Genomic DNA, 22,387 nt, shown 5'->3' on the forward strand with positions numbered 1-22,387 from the left:
AACATTTTTATTTTCACTTTTTTAATGTAAACTTATCCACGTGTGTTGCAAAATAACTGGAGCTCATAACCGGGATTGAACCGGTGACCTCCACCTTACCAAGGTGACGCTCTACCTACTGAGCTATATGAGCATTCAATACATAATGTATTTACTTTAAAATATTTTTGTCAGTTCCTTATTATAAATGATTTTTTTTTGTTTGTCAATACGATTTCATCTTTGTTCTAAACACTTTTCAAGTTTACGTTTTACTCTCTGAAGTGCATTATCAATAGATTTTGCTTGCCTATCTAAATCGCTGGCAATTTCTTGATAAGATTTACCATCAAGATAAGAATTCAAAACTTCCATTTCTAAGCCTGACAATACTTCTTGTATCTTACTTTCTATGTTCTCCATCTCTTCTCTATCTATTATCAATTCTTCGGGATCAGATACCCTTATACCTGATAATATATCTAATAGAGTTCTATCTGATTCTTCGTCATATATAGGCTTATTCAGTGATATATAAGTATTCAGTGGAATATGTTTTTGTCTTGTGGCAGTTTTTACAGCAGTGATTATCTGTCTTGTTATGCACAATTCTGCAAAAACCTTAAAAGATGCTAACTTATCATCCTTAAAATCTCTTATAGCTTTAAATAAACCAATCATACCTTCTTGATATATATCTTCTTTATCAGCACCAATCAAAAAATATGATTTTGCTTTAGCTTTCACAAAGTTCTGATATTTACAAAGAAGATATTCTAAGGCTCTATTGTTTCCCGTCTTAGCCATAGCTACTATATCTTCATCTTTTTTACCCGTAAACATGGAGTTTAACTCATCATTGCCACTTGTATTTCCCAACAATATCCCCTCCAAAGCATAAATGACCCTAATTAGAATTATACATTAACAAAATTTAGATAGTCAAGATATATTATCTACTTCTCCTTATCTTTTCTAGCTTTTCTGCCACTTCTTTATCTATGGCCTCCTCAAAAAGATTTCTATTATGGAAACTTTTGTTCTCACACTGCCTAGATATCTTTCTGTTTGCTTCCTCAATCCAACTGTAAAACTCTATAGACGATACTCTATTAGCACCTCTTTGAAATATTAACTGTTGCTCTAGAGAATCAGATGTTACAACATAGACCTCTGATTTTCTCCCTATATGATTTACAGTCCTCTCTATATAACTATCTGCAGTTTCATCATGCTTTGTAAAAACTATAGTCAAATTTCCTTTTCTATCCTTCTTTTCTATACTTCCCTTTACCATATGCGCATCAAATACCAGTGTTATTCTGCACCCTTTAAAGGCTGCATAGTTAAGAAGTAAGTCAATAAGCTTATTTCTTGCAGCTTCGTAACTATAGTCCTTTATTGTATTTAATTCTGGCCAGCTATTAATTACATTATACCCATCCACAAAAATTTGCTTCAACTCTATACCCCATTTACTTTTACTTCAATCTTTGTTTTAATATTTCATATGCTATCATTCCACATGCTACTGATGCATTTAATGAATTAACCTTTCCTACCATAGGTATTTTAACCAATACATCGCATTTTGATTTAGTTAGCTTTGAAATACCCTTTCCTTCACTTCCTATAACTAAAGCTATAGGTCCTTTTAAGTCCGAATCATAGCAGTATTGAGTCCCATGCATATCTGCTCCATATACCCATATTCCAGATTCCTTTAGTTCATCTATAGCTACATTTATATTTGTAACTTTAGCAATTTTTATGTATTCTGTAGCCCCAGCTGAAGTTTTATAAACAGTAGGTGTAACTCCTACATTTTTTCTTTTGGGAATTATTATCCCATGTACTCCACAAACTTCTGCTATTCTTATTATAGACCCAAAATTATGAGGATCTTCAATTTCATCTAATACTAATATAAAGGGATCTTCACCTTTTTCCTTAGCATTATTAATTATATCTACTATACCACAATAATTATATGGAGTTACTATTGCAATTACCCCTTGATGTGCAGCCGTTTCACTTATACCATCTAGTTTTGCTCTATCCACATATTTAACTACTACAGATTTTTCTTTAGCTAATGCTGTAATTACACTAATAGATCCTTTAGTATCTCCTTGCGCTATCATTATATATTCTATTGTTCTATCAGACTTTAGAGCTTCAATAACCGCATTTCTACCTTCAATCATATCCTCTCTTGAGGTTGTATTGAAATTTTCAACTTTTATATTGCTTTGTATATTTTCATTTCTGTAGGATTGGTTATTTCTTCTTTCACTATTTACATCACCTACAAATCTATTATTATCTCTTCTATTTTTCCCTATACGTTTAGGTCTAGCATTTTTACTACCTTGTCTTTTATCTTCCATCCTTATATCACTCCTATCATCTATTTCTATATCAATTTACATTTTATATAGATAAGTACTTATTTCTTATTTCTATAGCCTTACCACAAGTCATAGCTCCTTCTGAACAACTTCCCTTGACACAACTAGGACCGCATTCTTCAAATAAATTTGGTGCTACTTTTTTTACCTCCTTAAGCATAGCATCTGCTAAATCCCTTATTTCCCATTGAGCTCTCATACAGCATCTATGACTAAAAAAATGCATAAGCTCTCTAGCATTCATTGTAACTACAATTTTAGTTGCACATGCATTAGGAAATATATATCTAGCATCCTCAATAGCACTTTTTTCTGCTTTGGACTTTAATGATTTCATCTCTTTTTCTGTGATTTCTTCACATTTTTTTCTTTCTTTATGTTCATTAATATATACATCTAAATTAGAAACTTTAAGCACTTCAACTAATTTATCATAGTCTTCCTGATCTTTTTTCATCGCCTCTACAAAGATAGCCTTACACTTCTCATCTTTTGCTATTGATGGTGGAATTATATATTCAAAAGCATCTAACTTAACATATCTTTGACTTTGCTGAGAATAAGAAGCAACTCTATGTCTAACCAATTGATGTGTTAAGCTTCTGGATACGCCCTCAATACCAAAAGTAAAGCTTACATGTTCAACTGGAGAGTTATGACCATAACTATTCAACATTTTTATAAATTTACTTGTAGTTTCTTCATCTAATCCTTCTGTTATTTCCTCAATTCCTACTGAACTATAACATAATTTAGCTGCTGCAGCTACTACTTTTTCTGGATTTGGAGTAAACTCCATAAGTTTAACTTTTATCATTATTATCACTCATTTCAATAATTTTATTAAGCAAATAATTTAATCTGTCATTCTTTCCTGAAATGTACAAATATCCTATTACAGCTTCAAATCCTGTTGCCCACCTATACTCACCAACATCTGCGTTCTTAGGAGCACTAGATTTAGTATTTCTTCCTCTCTTAAAAACTGACATTTCCTCTTCGTCAAACATATCTAAAATTAATTTTGCATAATTACTCTGTGATTTTGCTTTGACAAAATTAACAGTTTTTAAATGCAACTGCTGTACTTTCAATGATTTATTTTCTCCTAATAAATAGGTTCTTATAAACACTTCATACACAGCATCACCTATAAATGCAAGAGTTAATGGGTTTATTAAATGTGCTTCTTTTGCACTAAATTTTTCTTTCAATAAATCAAATTCCATATTTTTCTCCTTAATGAGATAAATCCTATTATAATAATTAAACATAATAATTATATATTTTCAAGATTTTATAGTCAAATCTAACTTTTCACTAACACAATTCTTATTAATGAATTATTAAAAAATGTAGTTATTAAGAGCCCTAATTATTCACTGTCTTCATCTTTTTCTTCTATTTCTTCTATTTCTAATAGGCTCTATTGAAAATTACAGTGATAGAATATAATTGGCTATTTTCATTTCTTTTAAAATAACAAAACCTCTGAACCCCTTGAGTCCACAACAACTAGTTAACTAGTTATATATTTATATATTTTTATATTTTTATATTTTTATATTTATATAGTTTCCTATTAATATATTTATATAGTTTCCTATTAACATATATAAATAGTTGAATATATATTATATGAAAATATAAATTCTCTTTAAATTTTATTACTTTGACTAACCACATAGCCTTCTAAAAACCAATATTAAAAATTATAGTAAAATAGGACTATATTTTATTAATACAGTCCTATTTACTTACAATGAAATAATTTACTTTATAGCAAATGATTAAAATTTTAAATTATTTTCTATAAACTCTTTTTCTATTCTGCCTACTACATCTTCTATATTTACTTCTTCAATATCTTGATTTTTTCTTAACTTAAATTCAACTATGTCTTCCACTACTTTTTTACCTACTGTTACTCTTATTGGAATTCCAATTAAGTCAGCATCCTTAAACTTAACTCCAACTCTTTCATTTCTATCATCTAAAAGTACATCTACTCCTCTAGTTTTAAGATCCTCATAGATTTTCTCCGCTGTATTCATTTGTTCTTCATTTTTAACATTAGCAGGCATTACTATTACTTTATATGGTGCAACAGCCATTGGCCAAAGGATTCCATTTTCATCATGATGTTGTTCAATTATAGCTGCTACAGTCCTGTTAATACCAATTCCATAACATCCCATTACTAGAGGTTTCTCTTTACCATTTTCATCTAAATAGTTAGCTCCCATAGATTCTGAATACTTAGTTCCAAGCTTAAATATATGTCCAACTTCTACCCCTCTTCTAATATTTATTGGGCTTCCACACTTAGGACACATATCCCCCTCTGCTACGAGTTTATAATCTCCTACTATGCCGTTAAAATCTCTTTCATAATTTACATTTTCATAGTGATATCCTGTATCATTAGCTCCAACTATAAAATTACTCATTCTAGTAACTTCTTCATCTACAAGTAGTGTATCTACTTGTAATCCAATTGGACCAGCAAATCCTATTTCTGCTGATGTAGCCTTTAAGACAGTTTCTGCATCGGCCATTTCTAATTCCATAATTCCACCTAATGCATTAGAAACCTTAGTTTCATTTAAGCTTCTATCTCCTCTAACCATTACTGCCACAACTTTGCCATCAGCTTTATATATTAGAGTCTTTGCAAACTTCTTGTTACTAGTATTAAAGAAAGTTACTAACTCTTCTATAGTTCTTACATCTGGAGTTGCTATCTTATTTAATTCCTTTTCTTCTTCTTTCTCTGCATCTTCCAGTTTAGATGTAGCCTTTTCTGTATTTGCAGCATAATTACAACCAGTACAGAAAGCTATTTCATCCTCTCCTATATCAGATTTAACCATAAACTCTGCTGAACCTGCTCCTCCCATAGCTCCTGAATCTGCTTCAACAGCGCTAAATTCTAAATCACATCTAGTAAATATCTTATTATATGCTTCATACATCTTCATGTAAGATACATCTAATCCTTCATTATCTTTATCAAAACTATATGCATCTTTCATTATGAATTCTCTTGATCTCATAACTCCAAATCTAGGTCTTCTCTCATCTCTATATTTGGTTTGAATTTGATAAAGATTTAATGGTAATTGTTTATAAGATTTAATTTCATTTCTCGCTAAATCTGTAAATACTTCTTCATGAGTTGGTCCAAGACAAAAATCTCTTCCATTTCGATCTTTAAGCCTAATCATCTCTGATCCCATTACATCCCATCTTCCAGATTCTTGCCATAGATTTGCTGGTATAAGTGCAGAAGCTAAAAATTCTTGAGCACCTGCTCTATCCATTTCTTCTCTAACTATATTTTCTACATTTTTTAACACTCTAACTCCATTTGGCATGAAAGTGTATATTCCTGTAGCTGATTTTCTTATCATTCCAGCTCTTAACATAAGTTGATGGCTTGCTATCTCTGCTTCACCTGGAACTTCTCTTAGTGTACTTATTAACATCTTTGATAACTTCATCTTCCATTCACCTCGTAATTATATTTATTAATAAAAAAAATAGAACCCACCCTAATTAGGGCGAATTCTATCGCGGTACCACCTAAAATTTATACTTCATTTTATAACGGCTCATGCCGGTAGTTAAAACTACTGCTCAGAAGCAGGTTCAAAACCTGTGAAAATCTTTCAGCCGGTGAATTTTCTCTCTGTGGGTATGTTTCTACTATTCTTCCTCATCACATATTAATATTAAATTTTAATAAATATCATTATATCATACATATTTAAATATTGCCTACATATTTATATTTTATTTTTTAAAATATTTTCTCCAATTATCATATCTTCTGGAGTTGTAAGCTTTATATTTAAATAACTACCCTCATAAAGATATACTTTTCTATCAAATTTTTCAACAATCATAGCATCATCAGTAACTTGCTCTTTAGTCTTTCTTAATTTTTCATGGCAGAATAATATAATATCATACTTAAAACACTGAGGGGTTTGAACTATAAAAGTATCCTCTCTATTTAAGGTTTCCTTGGCAAACCCTTCTTTATCCTTAATTTTTATAGTGTCCTTTGATTTAACTCCACAAGTACATGCACCATATTTTTCAGCATTCTTAATGCCATCGTTTATTATATTCTCATTAACAAATGGTCTAGCTCCATCGTGGATTAATACTATGTCACAAGGTTCTATTGCCTTTAATCCATTGTATACAGAGTCTTGTCTTTCCTTACCACCTTTTACTAAAGCTCTAACTTTTTTAAGGTCATATTTTTCAATTATATTCTTTTTACAGTACTCCATCTCATGTTCTGCACACACAACTATAATATCATCTATATTTTTATTGTCAGAAAAAGCCTTTATAGTATGATATAATACTGGTTTTTCTGCCAAAGTCAAAAACTGCTTGTTTACATTTGAACTCATTCTTTTCCCTTGTCCTGCAGCCAATATTATCGCTGTATTTTTTCTCATAATTCCTCCAATAAATTAACCTTAAACTAATCATAAATTAGCCCTTAATTTTTCTTAATAAAAACTATTGTTCCTTTGGTTTTGCAAATATCATTCTTCCTGCTGCTGTTTGAAGTACTGAAGTAACTACTACAAATATATTTTCACCAATATATTTTCTACCTTCTTCAATGACAATCATAGTTCCATCATCTAAATATGCAACCCCTTGACCTGACTCTTTTCCATCTTTAATTACCTGTGTTTTCATAACTTCTCCTGGTAATAAAACAGGTTTTACAGCATTTGCCAACTCATTAATATTTAATACAGGTACTCCCTGAAGTTCTGCAACTTTATTTAAATTATAATCATTAGTAATTACCTTACCATTCAATACTTGAGCAAGTTTAAGTAATTTAACATCTACTTCCTTAATATCTTCAAAATCGCCTTCCCATATTTCTACATCTATACTTAACTCTTTCTGTATTTTATTAAGTATATCTAATCCCCTTCTTCCTTTTGTCCTTTTTAAAGAATCTGAGGAATCCGCAATATGTCTAAGCTCATCTAAAACAAAAGTAGGAATTACTAAAGTACTTTCAATAAAACCACTTTGACATATATCAAATATTCTTCCGTCAATTATTACTGATGTGTCTAACACCTTAGGGCTTAACTTATCCCCAACATTCTTTATCTTAGAATCCTTATTAGCTCCGGGCTTTTTAAAGCTTGTAAACACATGTATAATTTCATCTTTTTTTCTTACGCATATATCTGCAAATAAAACAGTAATTATTACCGTAACAATTACGGATATTATGGTTATTATTATGGAATCCACTCTAATAAGTGTAGATAATAATACTGATATTATAAGTCCAATTAAAGCTCCTATACCTGCAAATACAATATCTACTATTGGAATCTTTTGAGCAGACCTTTCTAAGTATTCCATAGCTTTAACAATTCCTGAGTTTATAAAAGGTGAAATAAAATAAAATATAAGTCCAATAAAAATAATACATAATACAACAAATATTATTGAAATAAAACCTGTATTGTTTATTCCTAACTTAGGTAAAAGTTCCGTAGAATTTCCCCATGCACCTAAAACATATCCTAATGTTCCTCCTATTAAGGTAAACAAAGCCCTTAATATTTTTTTTAACACCACAGCACCTCCTTAATTTTTTAACCTATATTGTGATTATTTACAAATTTTCTCCATAATATCCTACTAAATTAAATATATATTATCATTAATTACATTTCAATGGATTATTAGAATATTAACTAAAATTTGATTAACTATATATAATATTAACATTTAAAATGTTTGATATTCTCAATTAATAATTAACAAACAATTTTCAAGATAAAAATATTTGTAATACTCACATTTTCCACTTCTTTACATAAAATAAATTGTTAACAGTAAAATTACCCCCTATGAATAATAGTAATATTGATATATTATATAAATAAAGGTATTCCAAGTAAGTAACTTTATTTATAAAGGAGTGAAAGTTATGAAGGATCTAATATTTGATGAATTTCAAAATTCTGTAGATAGTTCTTTATTAAGACATAAAAGTATACTTGACATACTAAGCAAATTGCAGGAATCTGAAAGTAGAGTTAACAGATCCGTAGTAAAAGCTGTTACTAGTTGCGGTTGTGTTAAAATTAAAGCTGAAAAACAGGGTATAAATTATTCATTGAATGATGATAAGGAAAACACCATAGATAAATTAACCTTAGATGATTTAGATATACCTCTTAGTTCCCATATACAAGGAGAGCTATGTGATAATTGCCGTAAAATCATCGAACGAGAAATCGGCAATCACCTATTCTATATAACTTCCTTATGTAATAGTTTAGATATAAACTTATATGATGTACTTTTAACTGAATACAAAAATATAACTACCTTCGATAAAATTAATTTAAGATAACAAATATAGCACAAACTTAATTGCTTTGTGCTATATTTGCTTATCTAATATAAATTGCTCTTTTAATCTTCTTAGACCATTTTTAATGGTTTTAGCTCTTGCTTCTCCTACACCATCAACTAAATCTAACTCATCATAAGATGCTTTCATTACCACTTGAAGCTCACCGAAATGTTTTATTAGATTTTCTATAATTGCCGATGGTAATCTAGGTATTTTGTTTAATATTCTATATCCTTTTGTAGATATTAAATTATCTACTAAAGGAACTCCACCATATCCTAATACCTTAGCTATCATATCAAGATCCAATAACTCTACAGATGATAACTTTTCTATATTCCTATAAACATCAAGATATTTATCTGCATCACTACAATAGTCTCTCACAAGAAATACTCCTTCTTGTTCAACACCCTTGATTAATTCTCCTAATTGCATAGATATAAGTCTACCTTCATTCCCCAACTCGCATATGTACGTTTCTATCTCACAAACTATTCTCATAACCATTTCATTTCTCTGTATTGCTGTGACTACATCTAAAAGGGTCGATAAATCTTGTAATTCCAGTAAGTTTAGATTACTTATTACTCTTTCTAAAACTAACTGATATTTTTCTAAGGTTTGAATAGCTTGATTAGCCTTAGCTAATACATCACTACTTTCTCTAAGGACATATTTTATATCATCTTTATATACGGTAATTATATTCCTTCTTTGAGATATTGCTACTACTATATCACCAGTTTCCTTTGCAACTCTTTGAGCTGTTCTATGTCTAGTTCCAGTTTCTTGAGTAGTTATAGATGGATTTGGCATCAGCTGTGTATTAGCGTATAATATCCTCTTTAAGTCACTACTTATAACTATAGCTCCATCCATCTTTGCTAGTTCATATATATATGCTGGAGTATATTCTGATTTTATTGAAAATCCTCCATCTACCATATCTAATATGTCATTACTATCACTTAATACTATTAATCCTCCAGTTTTAGCTCTTAATATATTATCTAATCCTTCCCTCAGTAGGGTTCCAGGGGACATAATTTTTAGTATTTCCATAAGTTCTTTTTGCTCTTGTTCCCTCATTATTTTCCTCCATTATTAATTTAACAATATACTGCCCTCTTATATATTATTAAAAAATCTTTGACACCGCTTCTCTAACTGTATCCACTCCAATTAAATTTATTCCCTTATTAGTTATTTTTGCTTTATTTTTATTTGGTAGTATTACATTAGTAAAGCCCATCTTTATTGCTTCATTTATAATTTTCTCTGCATGAGCTATAGGCCTAACTTCTCCAGTTAACCCCACTTCTCCTATAATTAATAAATTTTCTACTTTAATTTCCTTTGCTTTGACACTAGATATTAATGCTAAAACTATTCCTAAATCTCCATATGTACCGTCAATATTAAGTCCGCCTACCACGTTAACATACACATCACTGTTATAAAAAGGAACTCTTAATTTTTTTTCTAATACCGCTAATATCAAACTTAATCTCTGGTTATCAACACCTACTGCAGTTCTACGTGGCATCGGAGCTTTAGTTTCACTTGCTAAGGCTTGAATTTCTACTAAAATAGGCCTAGTTCCTTCAACTATTCCAATAACTACTGACCCTTCCTGTTGCATTGATTTTTCTTGCAGAAATACTGAAGATGCATCATTTACTTCCTCAAGACCACTTTCCCTCATTTCAAACACACCAATTTCACTAGTAGTTCCAAAACGATTTTTTATGGTTCTTAATATTCTAAACTCTTGTGTTCGCTCTCCTTCAAAATATAGAACTGTATCCACCATATGTTCAAGAACCCTTGGTCCAGCCAATTCTCCTTGTTTAGTTACGTGGGCAACAATGAATAATGGAATATTCTTAGTCTTTCCTATTCTCATTAAATCATTAGTACATTCTCTTACCTGTGATACACTTCCTGGAGCAGATGAAATAGTTGGTTTATATAATGTTTGAATAGAATCTATTATTATAAAACTTGGCTCCATTTCAGTAATATGCTCTTCTATAATATCTATGTTGGTTTCCGATACCACATAAAGCTCTTTTCCTGTAGCTTTCAGACGTTCTGCTCTCATTTTTATTTGCTCTTCTGACTCTTCTCCTGATACATACAAAACCTTTCCATACTTTAGTGAAATATTACTAGCACTCTGTAGCAATATAGTAGACTTACCAATACCAGGATCTCCAGATATTAAAGTTAATGATCCCTTTACAAGTCCACCACCTACAACCCTATTTAATTCCCCAATTCCTGTATCTAACCTTTCATACTCACTAGATTTTACATCCGTAATATTCTTTGGTTTATTTCCAGAAGACATAGTAACTGACCTTTTAAAATTAGTTACTGCTTCACTTTTGACTTCTTCTCCCATAGTGTTCCAGCTATTACATCCAGGACATTTTCCATACCACTTTGGAGCTTCATAGCCACACTCATTACATATATATACTTTTTTAATCTTTGCCATAATCTGCTCCTTCAATTTTTTTATATTAATTTATTATATTAATTTATTATTTCTTAACCGTTAATTAAAATACTTATTATACTATGAGTTTAACCATTATTTTATATAGCAAATTATATTGTTCTTAACTATAAAAAAACCACTTATATAAAGTGGTTAAAAATATATGGTATTATACCTATCATAATTATATACCTATTTTTGTTTAAACACAATGAAGTAATTAACTACACTTAATAAACTTCAAATCATCTTTTTCAACTGTTATTTGTATGATATCACTTTTTTTGAAATTCCCTTTAAGAATCTCATCAGATAGTCTATCCTCAATCATATCAGTTATAATTCTTCTTAAGGGCCTAGCTCCGTATTCTTTATCTCTTTTTTGTTTGCTTATGAATGTTTTAGCTTCATCCGTAAACCTTAATATAATATCATTTTGCTTAGCTCTTTCACATAGATTATTTGTGATTATATCTACAATTTTAATTATGTGTTCATCTTTAAGCTTATGAAATACTACTATATCGTCAATTCTATTTAAAAGCTCTGGCTTAAAGATATTCTTTATTTCGCCAAGTATAATTTCTTTCATATTTTTATATTCATTATCACAATTTTTATCATCAGATAATCTTTCAAACCCTATAGAACGGTGTTTTTTTATAGTAGATGCTCCTGCATTAGAAGTCATTATAATTATAGTATTTCTAAAATCTACAACCCTTCCTTTAGAATCTGTAAGTCTTCCATCTTCTAGTACTTGAAGTAAAATATTAAATATATCTTCATGTGCCTTTTCTATTTCATCAAATAGTATTACAGAATATGGCCTTCTCCTAACTTTCTCTGTTAATTGACCTCCTTCATTAAATCCTATATAGCCTGGTGGTGAACCAATTAGCTTTGACACAGAGTGTTTCTCCATATATTCTGTCATATCTATTCTGATTATTGAATTTTCATCATCAAACATAGTTTCTGCAAGTGCTTTAGATAGTTCAGTTTTTCCTACCCCTGTTGGTCCTAGAAATATAAAACTCCCTATAGGTCTCTTACAATCTCTTAGTCCTACCCTTGATCTCCTTATGGCCTTTGCAATAGCTTCAATAGCTTCATCCTGACCTATAACTCTTTTATGAAGAATGTTCTCTAAGTTTAATAATCTATCAGTTTCTGTAGATGTAAGTTTCTCTAAAGGTATTTTAGTCCATGCTGATAAAACTTTTGCAATCTCTGCCTCATCTACCGTTATCTTGATTTCTTCATTACTTTCTACTAAGGTTCTTTTTCTAGAGTTTAATTGTTGTGTTAATTCATATTCTTCATCTCTAATGGATGCCGCCTTTTCAAAATCTTGAATATCTATTGCTTGTGATTTTTCTTCAATTTTTTTCTTAAGCTTCTGCTCCAAAATTCCAATTTCATTTCTTTGTAAATTTTCGATTCTACTTTTAGCTCCTGCTTCATCTAAAAGATCTATTGCTTTATCTGGTAGGTATCTATTTGATATATATCTATCTGATAAATTTACTGCTGCACTTATAGCTTCATCTGTAATTCTAATTGAATGATGTTCTTCATACTTATTCTTTAACCCTTTAAGTATTTGTATAGTATCTTCCTTAGAAGGCTCTTCAATTATAATTGACTGAAATCTTCTCTCTAAAGCAGAGTCCTTTTCTACATACTTTCTATATTCATCTATGGTTGTCGCTCCTATGCATTGAAGTTCACCTCTTGCAAGGGCAGGTTTTAATATGTTAGAAGCATCTATTGCACCTTCCGCACCACCAGCTCCTACTATAGTATGAATTTCATCAATGAATAAAATAATATCCTCACTCTTACAAACTTCATCCATTAAAGATTTTAATCTATCTTCAAATTCTCCTCTATACTTTGCTCCAGCAACCATAGAAGCCATGTCTATACTAATTACTCTCTTATTTAATAACATTTCTGGTACATCATCACTTTGAATTTTTTGTGCTAATCCCTCAACTATGGCTGTCTTGCCCACTCCAGGGTCCCCAATTAAACATGGATTATTTTTTAGCCTCCTGCATAATATTTCTAAAACTCTTTCTGTATCCCTTTCTCTTCCTATAACTGGATCAAGCTTATTTTCACTAGCATATCTAGTTAAATCCTTGCCATACTTATCAATCATTGGAGTTTTATTTCTTTTAGACTTGTATGGCTCCTCTATTTTCATTTCAGTTCTACTGTCATGAAAGTCGGAATTACTGCTTAATGATATTTCACATTGTTTTTTATCATAGGATAACATTCCTAGCAACTCATTGAAGTTTGTTCCTAAGTTATCTAATATTGTATAGGCTACGCCCTCTTCTTCTTTAAGTATAGCTAATAATATATGCTCCGGAGATACAAATTTATCATTTAGATTTCTGGCTTCTACTAAACTAACTTCCATAAGCTTTTTAGTTCTAGGCGTAAAATATATCTCTTCTGGATATATCTCATCCTCACCATAGCCAACTAATTTTTCTATTTTATCTTTAATCTTTATTTCATCAACACACATATTTTCTAGAGCCTTAGCTGCTATGCCGCCCTCTTCCACAATACCTAATAGTACATGTTCAGTGCCTACATATCCATGTCTAAATCTTTTTGCTTCTCCGTGAGCATACATCAATGCTTGTCTTGCTCTATCATTATATTTATTAAACATTACACTAACCCCTTTATCTATATAGAAAATGCTAATACTATAATATTTAGTCTATCCAATTCCAGCAATGACAAACCATAATTTGTAATTATTTTTAAAATATATTTTTTAAAAATGTATATAAATAAAGTACCTTCCCTATTGGAAAAGCACTTTATTTATATATTTTCTATCTTTGTATAAAGTAGATATAGCATTGTCATAATCATAATACTCTATTTTAATGCATTTTTCTTCATAACATCTTATTTTAACATTAAGATTATCATTTAAAATTACATCAATAAGAGCACCATCTTTATCATAGCTAAACTCCTTTAAATCATTTAATAGTTTGTCTATATTTTCTTTGTTTCTAATCATCTTTTCCTCCAGTATTATAAATAATTTTAATTTCATATAATAGATTATTTTAAGCAAAAATCATATTATCATATGATTTTTACTTAAATAAATAACATAATATGATTGGATTATTAAAGATATATCATTAATAATTTTAGAACTCTAATTCCGAATCATTAAAATATCCATTAAACTGTGAGTTATACAACCTAGCATAAATTTCACCGCTATTAATCAATTCTTTGTGAGCACCTTTTTCAACTATTCCCTTATTTGTTAATACTACAATCTCATCTGCATTTTTAACAGTTGATAGTCTATGAGCAACTATAATAGATGTTCTTCCCTTAGATAACTTTTCTAAAGATTTTTGAATTATAAGCTCTGAAGTATTATCAAGAGCTGATGTGGCCTCATCTAATATTAATATAGGCGGATTCTTTAAAAATACTCTAGCAATAGATATTCTTTGCTTTTGACCCCCAGATAATTTTACTCCTCTTTCCCCTACATAAGTTTCATATCCTTCTGGTAGTGAAATGATAAAATCGTGAATATTAGCATTTTTAGCTGCTTCAATAACCTCATCATCGTCAGCTTCAGGGTTTCCATAGAGAATATTATCTTTTATAGTTCCTGTAAATAGAAATACATCTTGCTGTACTATTCCTATGTTTTTTCTCAAGGACTTTAATGTTATCTCCTTAATATCTTCTCCATCAATGGTAATTTTTCCTTTATTTAGTTCATAAAATCTTGGAATTAAATGACAAATAGTTGTTTTACCACCACCAGATGGTCCAACTAATGCTAAAGTCTTACCTTTTTCTATTTTTAAATTTATATTAGATAATATTTCTTCACTACCTTCATATTTAAATGTAGCATTTTTAAACTCAATTTCACCTTGTACATCTTTAAATTCTCTTGCATTATCACTATCTACTATGTCTGGCTTAGTATCCATTAACTCTACAAAACGCTTAAATCCTGACATACCTGATTGATATTGTTCCACAAATGATGTTAATCTTCTTATTGGTTGCATAAAATATGCTACATATAGAAAATAAGTAGATAGATCAATTACGCCTAATTCCCCTTTATATACGAAGTAACCTCCAAACCCTAAAACAACTACATTTAGCATGTCTACAAAAAATCTCATTCCAGACATGAACTCTGCCATATATTTATAAGCAGAAGATCTACTAGTTCTAAATTGAGTATTTCCTTCATCAAACTTTTCCATTTCATATTCTTCATTAGTAAAAGATTTAGCAACTCTTATTCCTGATATACTATTTTCTAGCTTAGTATTAACTACAGCTATCTTCTTTCTAACATCATAAAATGCCTTGGACATTTTCATTCTCTTAGTCATAGTAAATATTATAATTATAGGTATACAAGCAAATATTATTAATGTTAATTTTATATTTATAGCACATAGTAACCCAAAGGATCCTATAAGCATTATTATTGAAATAAATACATCTTCTGGTCCATGATGTGCCAGCTCAGAAATATCCATTAGATCATTAACAATACGTGACATAATATTTCCAGTCTTATTATCATCAAAATAGCTAAATGGTAATGTCTGTAGATGGGCAAAAACTTCTTTTCTCATATCATATTGAAGCCTTACACCCATTACATGACCCCAATAATCTATTATATAATTTGCTATAAGCTTAACTACATACAATAATACTAAGACAATTGTAAATATTAATATTGTTCTTAGATTCTTATTAGGAATTGCATCCTTTAATAGGTAATTTGTAAACATAGGAAATACTAAATCCATAGCTGCTACTAAAAATGCACATATCATATCAATTATAAATAGAGTTTTGTGTGGTTTATAATAAGATATAAATCTCTTTAACATTAAAATCCCTCCCTATTTCCTAGTAAAATTTTCAAAATTGTTCTATATACAAGTTTTAAGCCCCAGCAGAAAAACTCCTTCTACTGAAGCTTAAATTCTCTATGAGCTTGTTAAAATACTCTTTAATTAATATACATAAATCTTCAACAATAAAACTTTCACTGCTAAGAAATTAATTATTATTTTTACTCATAAACATTTCTATATCTTCTATACTTTTAATTATATGAGCAGAAAGATTTACATAACCATCCTCTGTAACTAGAATATCATCTTCAATTCTAACGCCTATACCTTCTTCTTCTATATAAAGTCCCGGCTCGTCTGTAATAATCATACCTGGTTTAAGCTCTATATTTCTCGGTCCTACATCATGGGTATCTAATCCTAATGGATGTGCTACACCATGATAGTAGTATTTATTTAACTCTGAGTCTTCCTTTATAAGGCCAATTCTCTTACATCCCTGAGCAAGAACTCTTTTAGTTATGTCTTGTAATTCACCAGTAGTAACTCCTGGTTTTACTGCTTTCATAACAGTTTCATTAGCTTCTAATACAATATTATATATTTCTTTTTGTCTTTCTGAAAACTTTCCATTGATAGGAAAAGTTCTGCTTATATCCCCATTGTAATACTTATATTGTGCTCCTAAGTCTAAAAGCATAAGTTCTCCATCTTCAGTCTTAGTATTATTATCTACATAATGAAGTATAGTTGCATTCTTTCCAGTGGCTGCAATAGTTGGAAATGCAAAATCCTTAACTCCATTTTTCTTTAAAATATAATTAAAATATGCTTCAATTTCATACTCTTTCATGTCTGGTTTAGCATTACTCCATATTTCTTTTATCCCATCATAAGTTATATCTATAGCTTTTTTAATTAATTCGATTTCTTCTTCTCTTTTTACAGTTCTAAGTAAAGCTATATCATGATATATATTTTTAACTCTTACATATGGATATCTTTTCATAATATCTACCGCAAAATTTTGAGATGATGTTTGTGGAATATTAAATTCTTGTCTTTCTAAATCTAAATACACATTATCAATATCAAATCTATCAAAATAACTTGCAATAGTACTTTCAAAATCTTTTAAAAACTTAATATCCTCTATACCTGAAACTTCTTTTGCTTTATCTTCACTTATTGTTTCGCCAACCCATTTAGCCATGACAGGATCATTCTCTTGTATAAATAACATTTCTGATACTTTGCCATTAATATTTATCATCACCATAATTACTTTTTCTTCGTCAATACCAGTTAAATAATAAAAGTTTCTATTTGGTGTAAATGGATAAGTCTCATCTGCGGACTTATAAGGAGCTTGTCCAGCAAAAAATATAGCTATAGAATTTTGAGAAAGCACATCCCCTAACTTTTGTCTGTTAGTAACAAAAAAAATCTTATTCATAATTAATCCCCTTTTCATTAATATTTTCTATAAATCCCACTAATTATTATATACCATTTATTAGAATATATCTAATAAATACTAAAACTAATAAGTGAACTGGATAAAACCCATAAAATAGAAATTGTACTTTTTTACCTTCACTCCCATTGTAATGATAAATAAAAAATAAACTATTAATGCAAGTTGCTTGAAGAAAAACTCTAAAGTTTACTCCAAATGGTTCCATAAAATATTTTAAATATGGTATAGTATATAAAAAATTCAATCCTATCATAGAAAGGGTTAATTTTTTAAAATTCTCTTTAAACATCTTAAAGCATAATATGATACAAACTCCATATATTGCATAATCAGATTGAAATTTCTCTAAGATATATAGTATTCCTAATATAATGACAAATTTAATTATATATATAGAAATATCAAATAATTCTTTGGATATCTTAATATCATGCTTTAACTTGTAATGATGAACTTTTTTGTCTAGTATTATCATAATAAATATTCCTGAAAGAAGTGTGAAAAATACATTTAGTCCTTTAGTCTCAAATGCTAGCATGTAAGGTATTTGTGATATGGTTGCTAAAATAAATAGCCTTAACATATATCTTTTTATATTCTTAGTCCTACTATATCCCTCTGTTATTAAAAATGCATATATAGGAAATGCCACTCTTCCAATGATTCTAAAAAACATTATTTCTGGGAAAAATATGGCTCCTGTATGATCAATTAGCATAGTTACACAGGCCAATAGTTTAAGCGAGAAACTATCCATAACTTAACAATCCCCCAATGATTATCTTCCTATTCATTATATTCTTTCACTTGATATTCATGGTGTGATATATCTGCACACTGCACTATCTTATGTATTTTATCATCAAACTCTATAGTTGTAAGGCTTGTCTGTTTTATGTATGGCTCCATCCAAAAATTACTTATATCGATATTTTCTAAACTACAAAGTAATGCTTTTATAGGCATAGTATGTGTAACTATAAGAATACTTTTCCCTTTATTTTCTTCTATAATTTCCATAATTGCTTTATCAATTCTTTCAATGAGCTCTTCAATGGTCTCTCCATCGCCTACAGGTTTATATATTTCTGGTTTATTCCAATAATTATAATATTGTTCTGGATACATTTTCTTTATTTCATCTTGGTTCAATCCTTGGAATTTACCTAATTTCAATTCTCTTAGTCCATCATGACTTATAAGTTCAACACTCTTATTTTCATTAATTATTTCTGCTGTCTTATAGGCTCTACCACTAGAACTTGAGTATATCTTGTCTAAATTAATTCCCTTTAATCTCTCTCCAAGCCATTCTGCTTGTTTTACTCCTAGCTCTGTTAAAGGAGAGTCATTCCAACCTTGCATCCTCCCTTCTACATTCCATTGAGTTTGTCCATGACGAGTTAAATATACAGTTGTTGTCACTTCTTCTCCTCCTACACTAAATTAAAACTTATTAATATACCAATTTTAATATAACTTCTCTAAATATGCAAATACACTACATTTAAATTCTATGTTTATACATTGAATTCATATCTAAGAATATTAATATTTTTATATAAGTAAAAAAATATGCAAATAGTAAGTCCTCTTAAAACTTACATACTTGCATACTATCTAAAGCCTACTAATTATACTAGCACATTAATCCTTATAAATATCAAATTTGTCTAATTGTATTCTATTAGGTAACACTTTTGTATCATGAAACAACTCATCTAGTAGCATAAGATTATCATTTTGCTCAACAATTTTATGAGATCCAATTCCAAATTCATCTTTTAATAATTTTTCATCTTCGTTTTGTGGCATGAATATAGTACTTACCATCATTTCTTCCTCCTCTCTCAACTATATCAAATTTATCACTTTCCAAAATGTTACATAATACTTTTGCATCTTCTACCTTGGCTTCGCTCATCTCAATTTGGAAGTTATCTAACGGTCCAATTATTCCCATATAGTCATGAATAGAACTATAATCGCTTAATCTAATCTGTCCATATATATTCATTTTATAGTCTGACATAAACAACCCCCTATTATATAATTATTTATAGTTTGTTAAAGTTCACATATTTTTATACATTATTATTTAAATCATATATTCTTTGAAGTATTAAATATCTAAAAGTAATTAATTATATATTAACCCACTACATAAAAAATAAACCCAGTGATAAAATTTCTATTATCACTGGGTTTATCTATTTATATAAAATTAGAATATCTACACAAAATTTATACTATTTTTATGCTTCCTTTTTATTTTCAGATACAATTTTATCTACTAAGTCGCCTGGAACTTCTTCATATCTTTCAAATCTACTTCTAAAGCTTCCTCTAGCCCCTGTTATACTTCTTAAATCAGTAGCATAGTTATACAATTCAGCTTGAGGTACTTCACTTATTATTCTTTGCCCCTTTAATCCAGGCTCCATTCCTAGTATTCTTCCACGTTTTTTATTTATATCAGCTATAACATCTCCCATATAATCATCTGGAATATCTATCTCTAGGTACATTATCGGTTCTAAAAGAATTGGATTCGCCTCTTGAAGACCTTTCTTATAAGCTAGAGAAGATGCTATTTTGAATGCCATTTCTGAGGAATCTACTGGATGGAATGAACCATCATGCAATGTTGCCTTTAATCTTATAACTGGATATCCTGCAAGTACTCCATGAAGTATACAATCTCTAAGACCCTTCTCTACGGCTGGTATATATTGTCTAGGAACAGCACCTCCTACTACTGCATCAACAAATTCTAATTCATCTTCCCCATCATTTCTAGGCTCAAATTTAACCTTTACATCTCCATATTGTCCATGTCCTCCTGACTGTTTCTTATGTTTTCCCTGTACATCTGCAATTTTTTTGATTGTTTCTCTATATGGTGTTTTAGGAATTCTAAGACTTACATCTGCCCCAAATTTATTTTTCAATTTACTTACTAAAACTTCTAGATGTGTTGTACCGATACCTGAAATTACTACTTCAGCATTTTCTATATCTCTTGATATTGAGAATGTAGGATCTTCTTCCAATAACTTTGAAAGTCCACTTGATATTTTATCTTCATCTCCCTTTGCATTAGGTATTACAGCTCTAGAATATACTGGTAAAGGAAATTTCATTCTATTAAACACAATAGGTCTACTTGAAGCACATATGGTATCTCCAGTACTAGTAAATTGTAATTTTGAAACGGCTCCAATATCTCCAGCTTTTATTTCTGTAGTAGGATATTGTTTTTTCCCTTTCATAAAATATAGTGATCCAAGTTTTTCGTCTTTTTCTTTAGACGAATTGAATACAACAGTATCTGATTTTGCAGATCCTGTTATAACTCTAAACATAGATAATTTACCAATGAATGGATCAACTATTGTCTTAAATACCAATGCAGAAAATGGTTCTTTTTCATTGATTTTTATATTTATAAATGCATTGTTTTTAATATCTTTAGCCATATATAAATTAGTCTCTATTGGAGATGGAAAACATTCTACTATATCTTCTAATAATGTTTCAGTTCCTATACTTGCTATAGCTGAACCACACATTATAGGGCATATATCACCTGTAGATGATCCTTTGATTAACCCATGATATATATCTTCTTCACTTAATTCCCCATCATTAAAATATTTATCTAACAAACCTTCATCAGTTTCTGCTACCGCTTCCATAAGCATTTGTTTACACTCTTCCACTTTATCTCTTAACTCCTCTGGAATTTCTCCTTCTTCCATAGTATGAGTCTTAGGATTAAATATTCTAGCTCTATTAGATATAATATTTACTATACCCCTAAGTTCTGTTTCTTTTCCTATTGGGTATTGTATAGGCACAACAGACATACCAAACTTATTTTTTAATTGCTCTAAAACTTTTTCAAAGCTACTATTCTCACGGTCTAATTTGTTCACAAATATAGCTCTCGGTAATTTACGCTCAACTGCATAATTCCATGCCTTCTCTGTTCCTACCTCTATTCCTGCAACTCCACACACAGTTATCATTGCCATATCGATAGCACTTAGTCCTTCAATTATTTCTCCTTCAAAATCAAAATAACCTGGCATATCTACTAAGTTAATTTTAACATCTTTCCATTCACAATGAGCAACAGCTGTAGAAATAGATATTCCTCGCTTTTTTTCTTCTACATCATAGTCACTTACAGTAGTTCCATCCTCAATTTTCCCAATCCTATCAATTTCTTTAGTGTAATATAGTAAACTTTCCATCAAACTTGTTTTGCCCGAACCACTATGACCAATTATTCCCACATTTCTTAAATTATTAATTTTATACTCTTTCATAAGGCGTACCCCCTAAATTAAATTTGGATGTATTAAGTTTATAAAATTGTATTAAATATATATTTTATTCTATGCATTATCAAAATTTCCTTCAAATGTTAGAATATTTATAATATTTAATCAATTATAAATAGAATAAAGCCATAATATAGCTTTATATCTATTTATATTTCTTAAATTAACTAATATTCTTTCCTTATAAAAATATCTTATAACAACACTGTTTGTACTTTTTTGAAGTGATAGTATTTTATTTTTTTAAAAATAAAAAAAGTAGATAATTTTGTTAATTATCTACATAAAATTTATAATTATAAGAAATGGCTCCGCGAAGAGGATT

20 protein-coding genes and 1 tRNA gene are annotated in these 22,387 nt (G+C 29.6%); 1 reads left to right on the plus strand and 20 read right to left on the minus strand.

Annotation, left to right across the window (positions count from 1 at the left end; translation table 11 throughout):
- Positions 1-57: 57 nt before the first annotated feature.
- The 9 genes from B3J31_RS05800 to B3J31_RS05840 all read right to left on the minus strand — a co-directional run bounded on the left by B3J31_RS05800 (position 58) and on the right by B3J31_RS05840 (position 8,027).
- Positions 58-133: transfer RNA gene (locus B3J31_RS05800), tRNA-Thr, on the minus strand.
- 83 nt (positions 134-216) lie between these two features.
- Positions 217-822, minus strand: a complete 606-nt coding sequence (gene sigH / locus B3J31_RS05805; protein ID WP_150843595.1) for an RNA polymerase sporulation sigma factor SigH — start codon at positions 820-822, stop codon at positions 217-219.
- Positions 823-931: 109 nt separating this feature from the next.
- Complete coding sequence (locus B3J31_RS05810; RefSeq protein ID WP_346847805.1) at positions 932-1,441, minus strand: NYN domain-containing protein; 510 nt, start codon at positions 1,439-1,441, stop codon at positions 932-934.
- A 19-nt stretch (positions 1,442-1,460) separates the two neighbouring features.
- Positions 1,461-2,186, minus strand: a complete 726-nt coding sequence (rlmB, locus tag B3J31_RS05815) for a 23S rRNA (guanosine(2251)-2'-O)-methyltransferase RlmB (protein ID WP_346867662.1) — start codon at positions 2,184-2,186, stop codon at positions 1,461-1,463.
- Positions 2,187-2,412: 226 nt separating this feature from the next.
- Positions 2,413-3,210 carry an FAD-dependent thymidylate synthase gene (thyX, locus tag B3J31_RS05820; protein ID WP_207656725.1) on the minus strand — a complete coding sequence of 266 codons (798 nt, stop codon included), beginning with the start codon at positions 3,208-3,210 and terminating at the stop codon, positions 2,413-2,415.
- Positions 3,194-3,619: a ribonuclease III domain-containing protein gene (locus B3J31_RS05825; protein WP_150843591.1), complete on the minus strand. Its 426-nt coding sequence runs from the start codon at positions 3,617-3,619 to the stop codon at positions 3,194-3,196. Before B3J31_RS05825 ends, thyX begins: the two co-directional genes overlap by 17 nt.
- A gap of 561 nt (positions 3,620-4,180) precedes the next feature.
- Entirely contained in the window at positions 4,181-5,893 is a 1,713-nt protein-coding gene (locus B3J31_RS05830; protein WP_346873763.1) for a proline--tRNA ligase, read from the minus strand.
- Positions 5,894-6,178: 285 nt separating this feature from the next.
- Positions 6,179-6,868, minus strand: a complete 690-nt coding sequence (gene ispD, locus B3J31_RS05835; RefSeq protein WP_150843589.1) for a 2-C-methyl-D-erythritol 4-phosphate cytidylyltransferase — start codon at positions 6,866-6,868, stop codon at positions 6,179-6,181.
- A 64-nt stretch (positions 6,869-6,932) separates the two neighbouring features.
- Complete coding sequence (locus tag B3J31_RS05840; RefSeq protein ID WP_150843588.1) at positions 6,933-8,027, minus strand: PIN domain-containing protein; 1,095 nt, start codon at positions 8,025-8,027, stop codon at positions 6,933-6,935.
- Positions 8,028-8,385: 358 nt separating this feature from the next.
- Between B3J31_RS05840 and B3J31_RS05845 the strand changes: the two genes are divergently transcribed.
- Positions 8,386-8,814 (plus strand): DUF1573 domain-containing protein, encoded by a 429-nt coding sequence (locus B3J31_RS05845; protein ID WP_150843587.1) that lies wholly within the window; start codon positions 8,386-8,388, stop codon positions 8,812-8,814.
- A 30-nt stretch (positions 8,815-8,844) separates the two neighbouring features.
- On the opposite strand, the gene disA is transcribed toward B3J31_RS05845, so the two are convergent.
- From disA to fusA, 11 genes are all read right to left on the minus strand, one after another.
- Positions 8,845-9,909 (minus strand): DNA integrity scanning diadenylate cyclase DisA, encoded by a 1,065-nt coding sequence (disA, locus tag B3J31_RS05850; RefSeq protein ID WP_150843586.1) that lies wholly within the window; start codon positions 9,907-9,909, stop codon positions 8,845-8,847.
- 49 nt (positions 9,910-9,958) lie between these two features.
- Positions 9,959-11,323, minus strand: a complete 1,365-nt coding sequence (gene radA, locus B3J31_RS05855; RefSeq protein WP_150843585.1) for a DNA repair protein RadA — start codon at positions 11,321-11,323, stop codon at positions 9,959-9,961.
- 223 nt (positions 11,324-11,546) lie between these two features.
- A complete protein-coding gene (locus tag B3J31_RS05860) occupies positions 11,547-14,024 on the minus strand; it encodes an AAA family ATPase (protein ID WP_150843584.1) in 2,478 nt (825 codons plus the stop codon).
- A 138-nt stretch (positions 14,025-14,162) separates the two neighbouring features.
- A complete protein-coding gene (locus B3J31_RS05865) occupies positions 14,163-14,387 on the minus strand; it encodes a hypothetical protein (protein ID WP_150843583.1) in 225 nt (74 codons plus the stop codon).
- A gap of 136 nt (positions 14,388-14,523) precedes the next feature.
- Complete coding sequence (locus tag B3J31_RS05870; RefSeq protein WP_346867657.1) at positions 14,524-16,266, minus strand: ABC transporter ATP-binding protein; 1,743 nt, start codon at positions 16,264-16,266, stop codon at positions 14,524-14,526.
- 172 nt (positions 16,267-16,438) lie between these two features.
- Positions 16,439-17,689 (minus strand): aminopeptidase P family protein, encoded by a 1,251-nt coding sequence (locus tag B3J31_RS05875; protein ID WP_346873764.1) that lies wholly within the window; start codon positions 17,687-17,689, stop codon positions 16,439-16,441.
- A 46-nt stretch (positions 17,690-17,735) separates the two neighbouring features.
- On the minus strand, positions 17,736-18,470 hold the full coding sequence (locus tag B3J31_RS05880) for a TraX family protein (protein ID WP_150843580.1): 735 nt from the start codon (positions 18,468-18,470) through the stop codon (positions 17,736-17,738).
- 29 nt (positions 18,471-18,499) lie between these two features.
- Complete coding sequence (locus B3J31_RS05885) at positions 18,500-19,138, minus strand: histidine phosphatase family protein (protein ID WP_150843579.1); 639 nt, start codon at positions 19,136-19,138, stop codon at positions 18,500-18,502.
- Positions 19,139-19,360: 222 nt separating this feature from the next.
- Positions 19,361-19,549, minus strand: a complete 189-nt coding sequence (locus tag B3J31_RS05890; RefSeq protein WP_346867660.1) for a hypothetical protein — start codon at positions 19,547-19,549, stop codon at positions 19,361-19,363.
- Positions 19,509-19,745 carry a hypothetical protein gene (locus B3J31_RS05895; protein ID WP_035135200.1) on the minus strand — a complete coding sequence of 79 codons (237 nt, stop codon included), beginning with the start codon at positions 19,743-19,745 and terminating at the stop codon, positions 19,509-19,511. Before B3J31_RS05895 ends, B3J31_RS05890 begins: the two co-directional genes overlap by 41 nt.
- A 223-nt stretch (positions 19,746-19,968) precedes the next feature.
- Positions 19,969-22,047 carry an elongation factor G gene (fusA, locus tag B3J31_RS05900; RefSeq protein WP_346873765.1) on the minus strand — a complete coding sequence of 693 codons (2,079 nt, stop codon included), beginning with the start codon at positions 22,045-22,047 and terminating at the stop codon, positions 19,969-19,971.
- Between the last annotated feature and the right edge of the window lie 340 nt (positions 22,048-22,387).

Source organism: Clostridium sp. UBA5988, assembly GCF_002435615.1.
GTDB lineage: Bacteria > Bacillota > Clostridia > Clostridiales > Clostridiaceae > Clostridium_J > Clostridium_J sulfidigenes.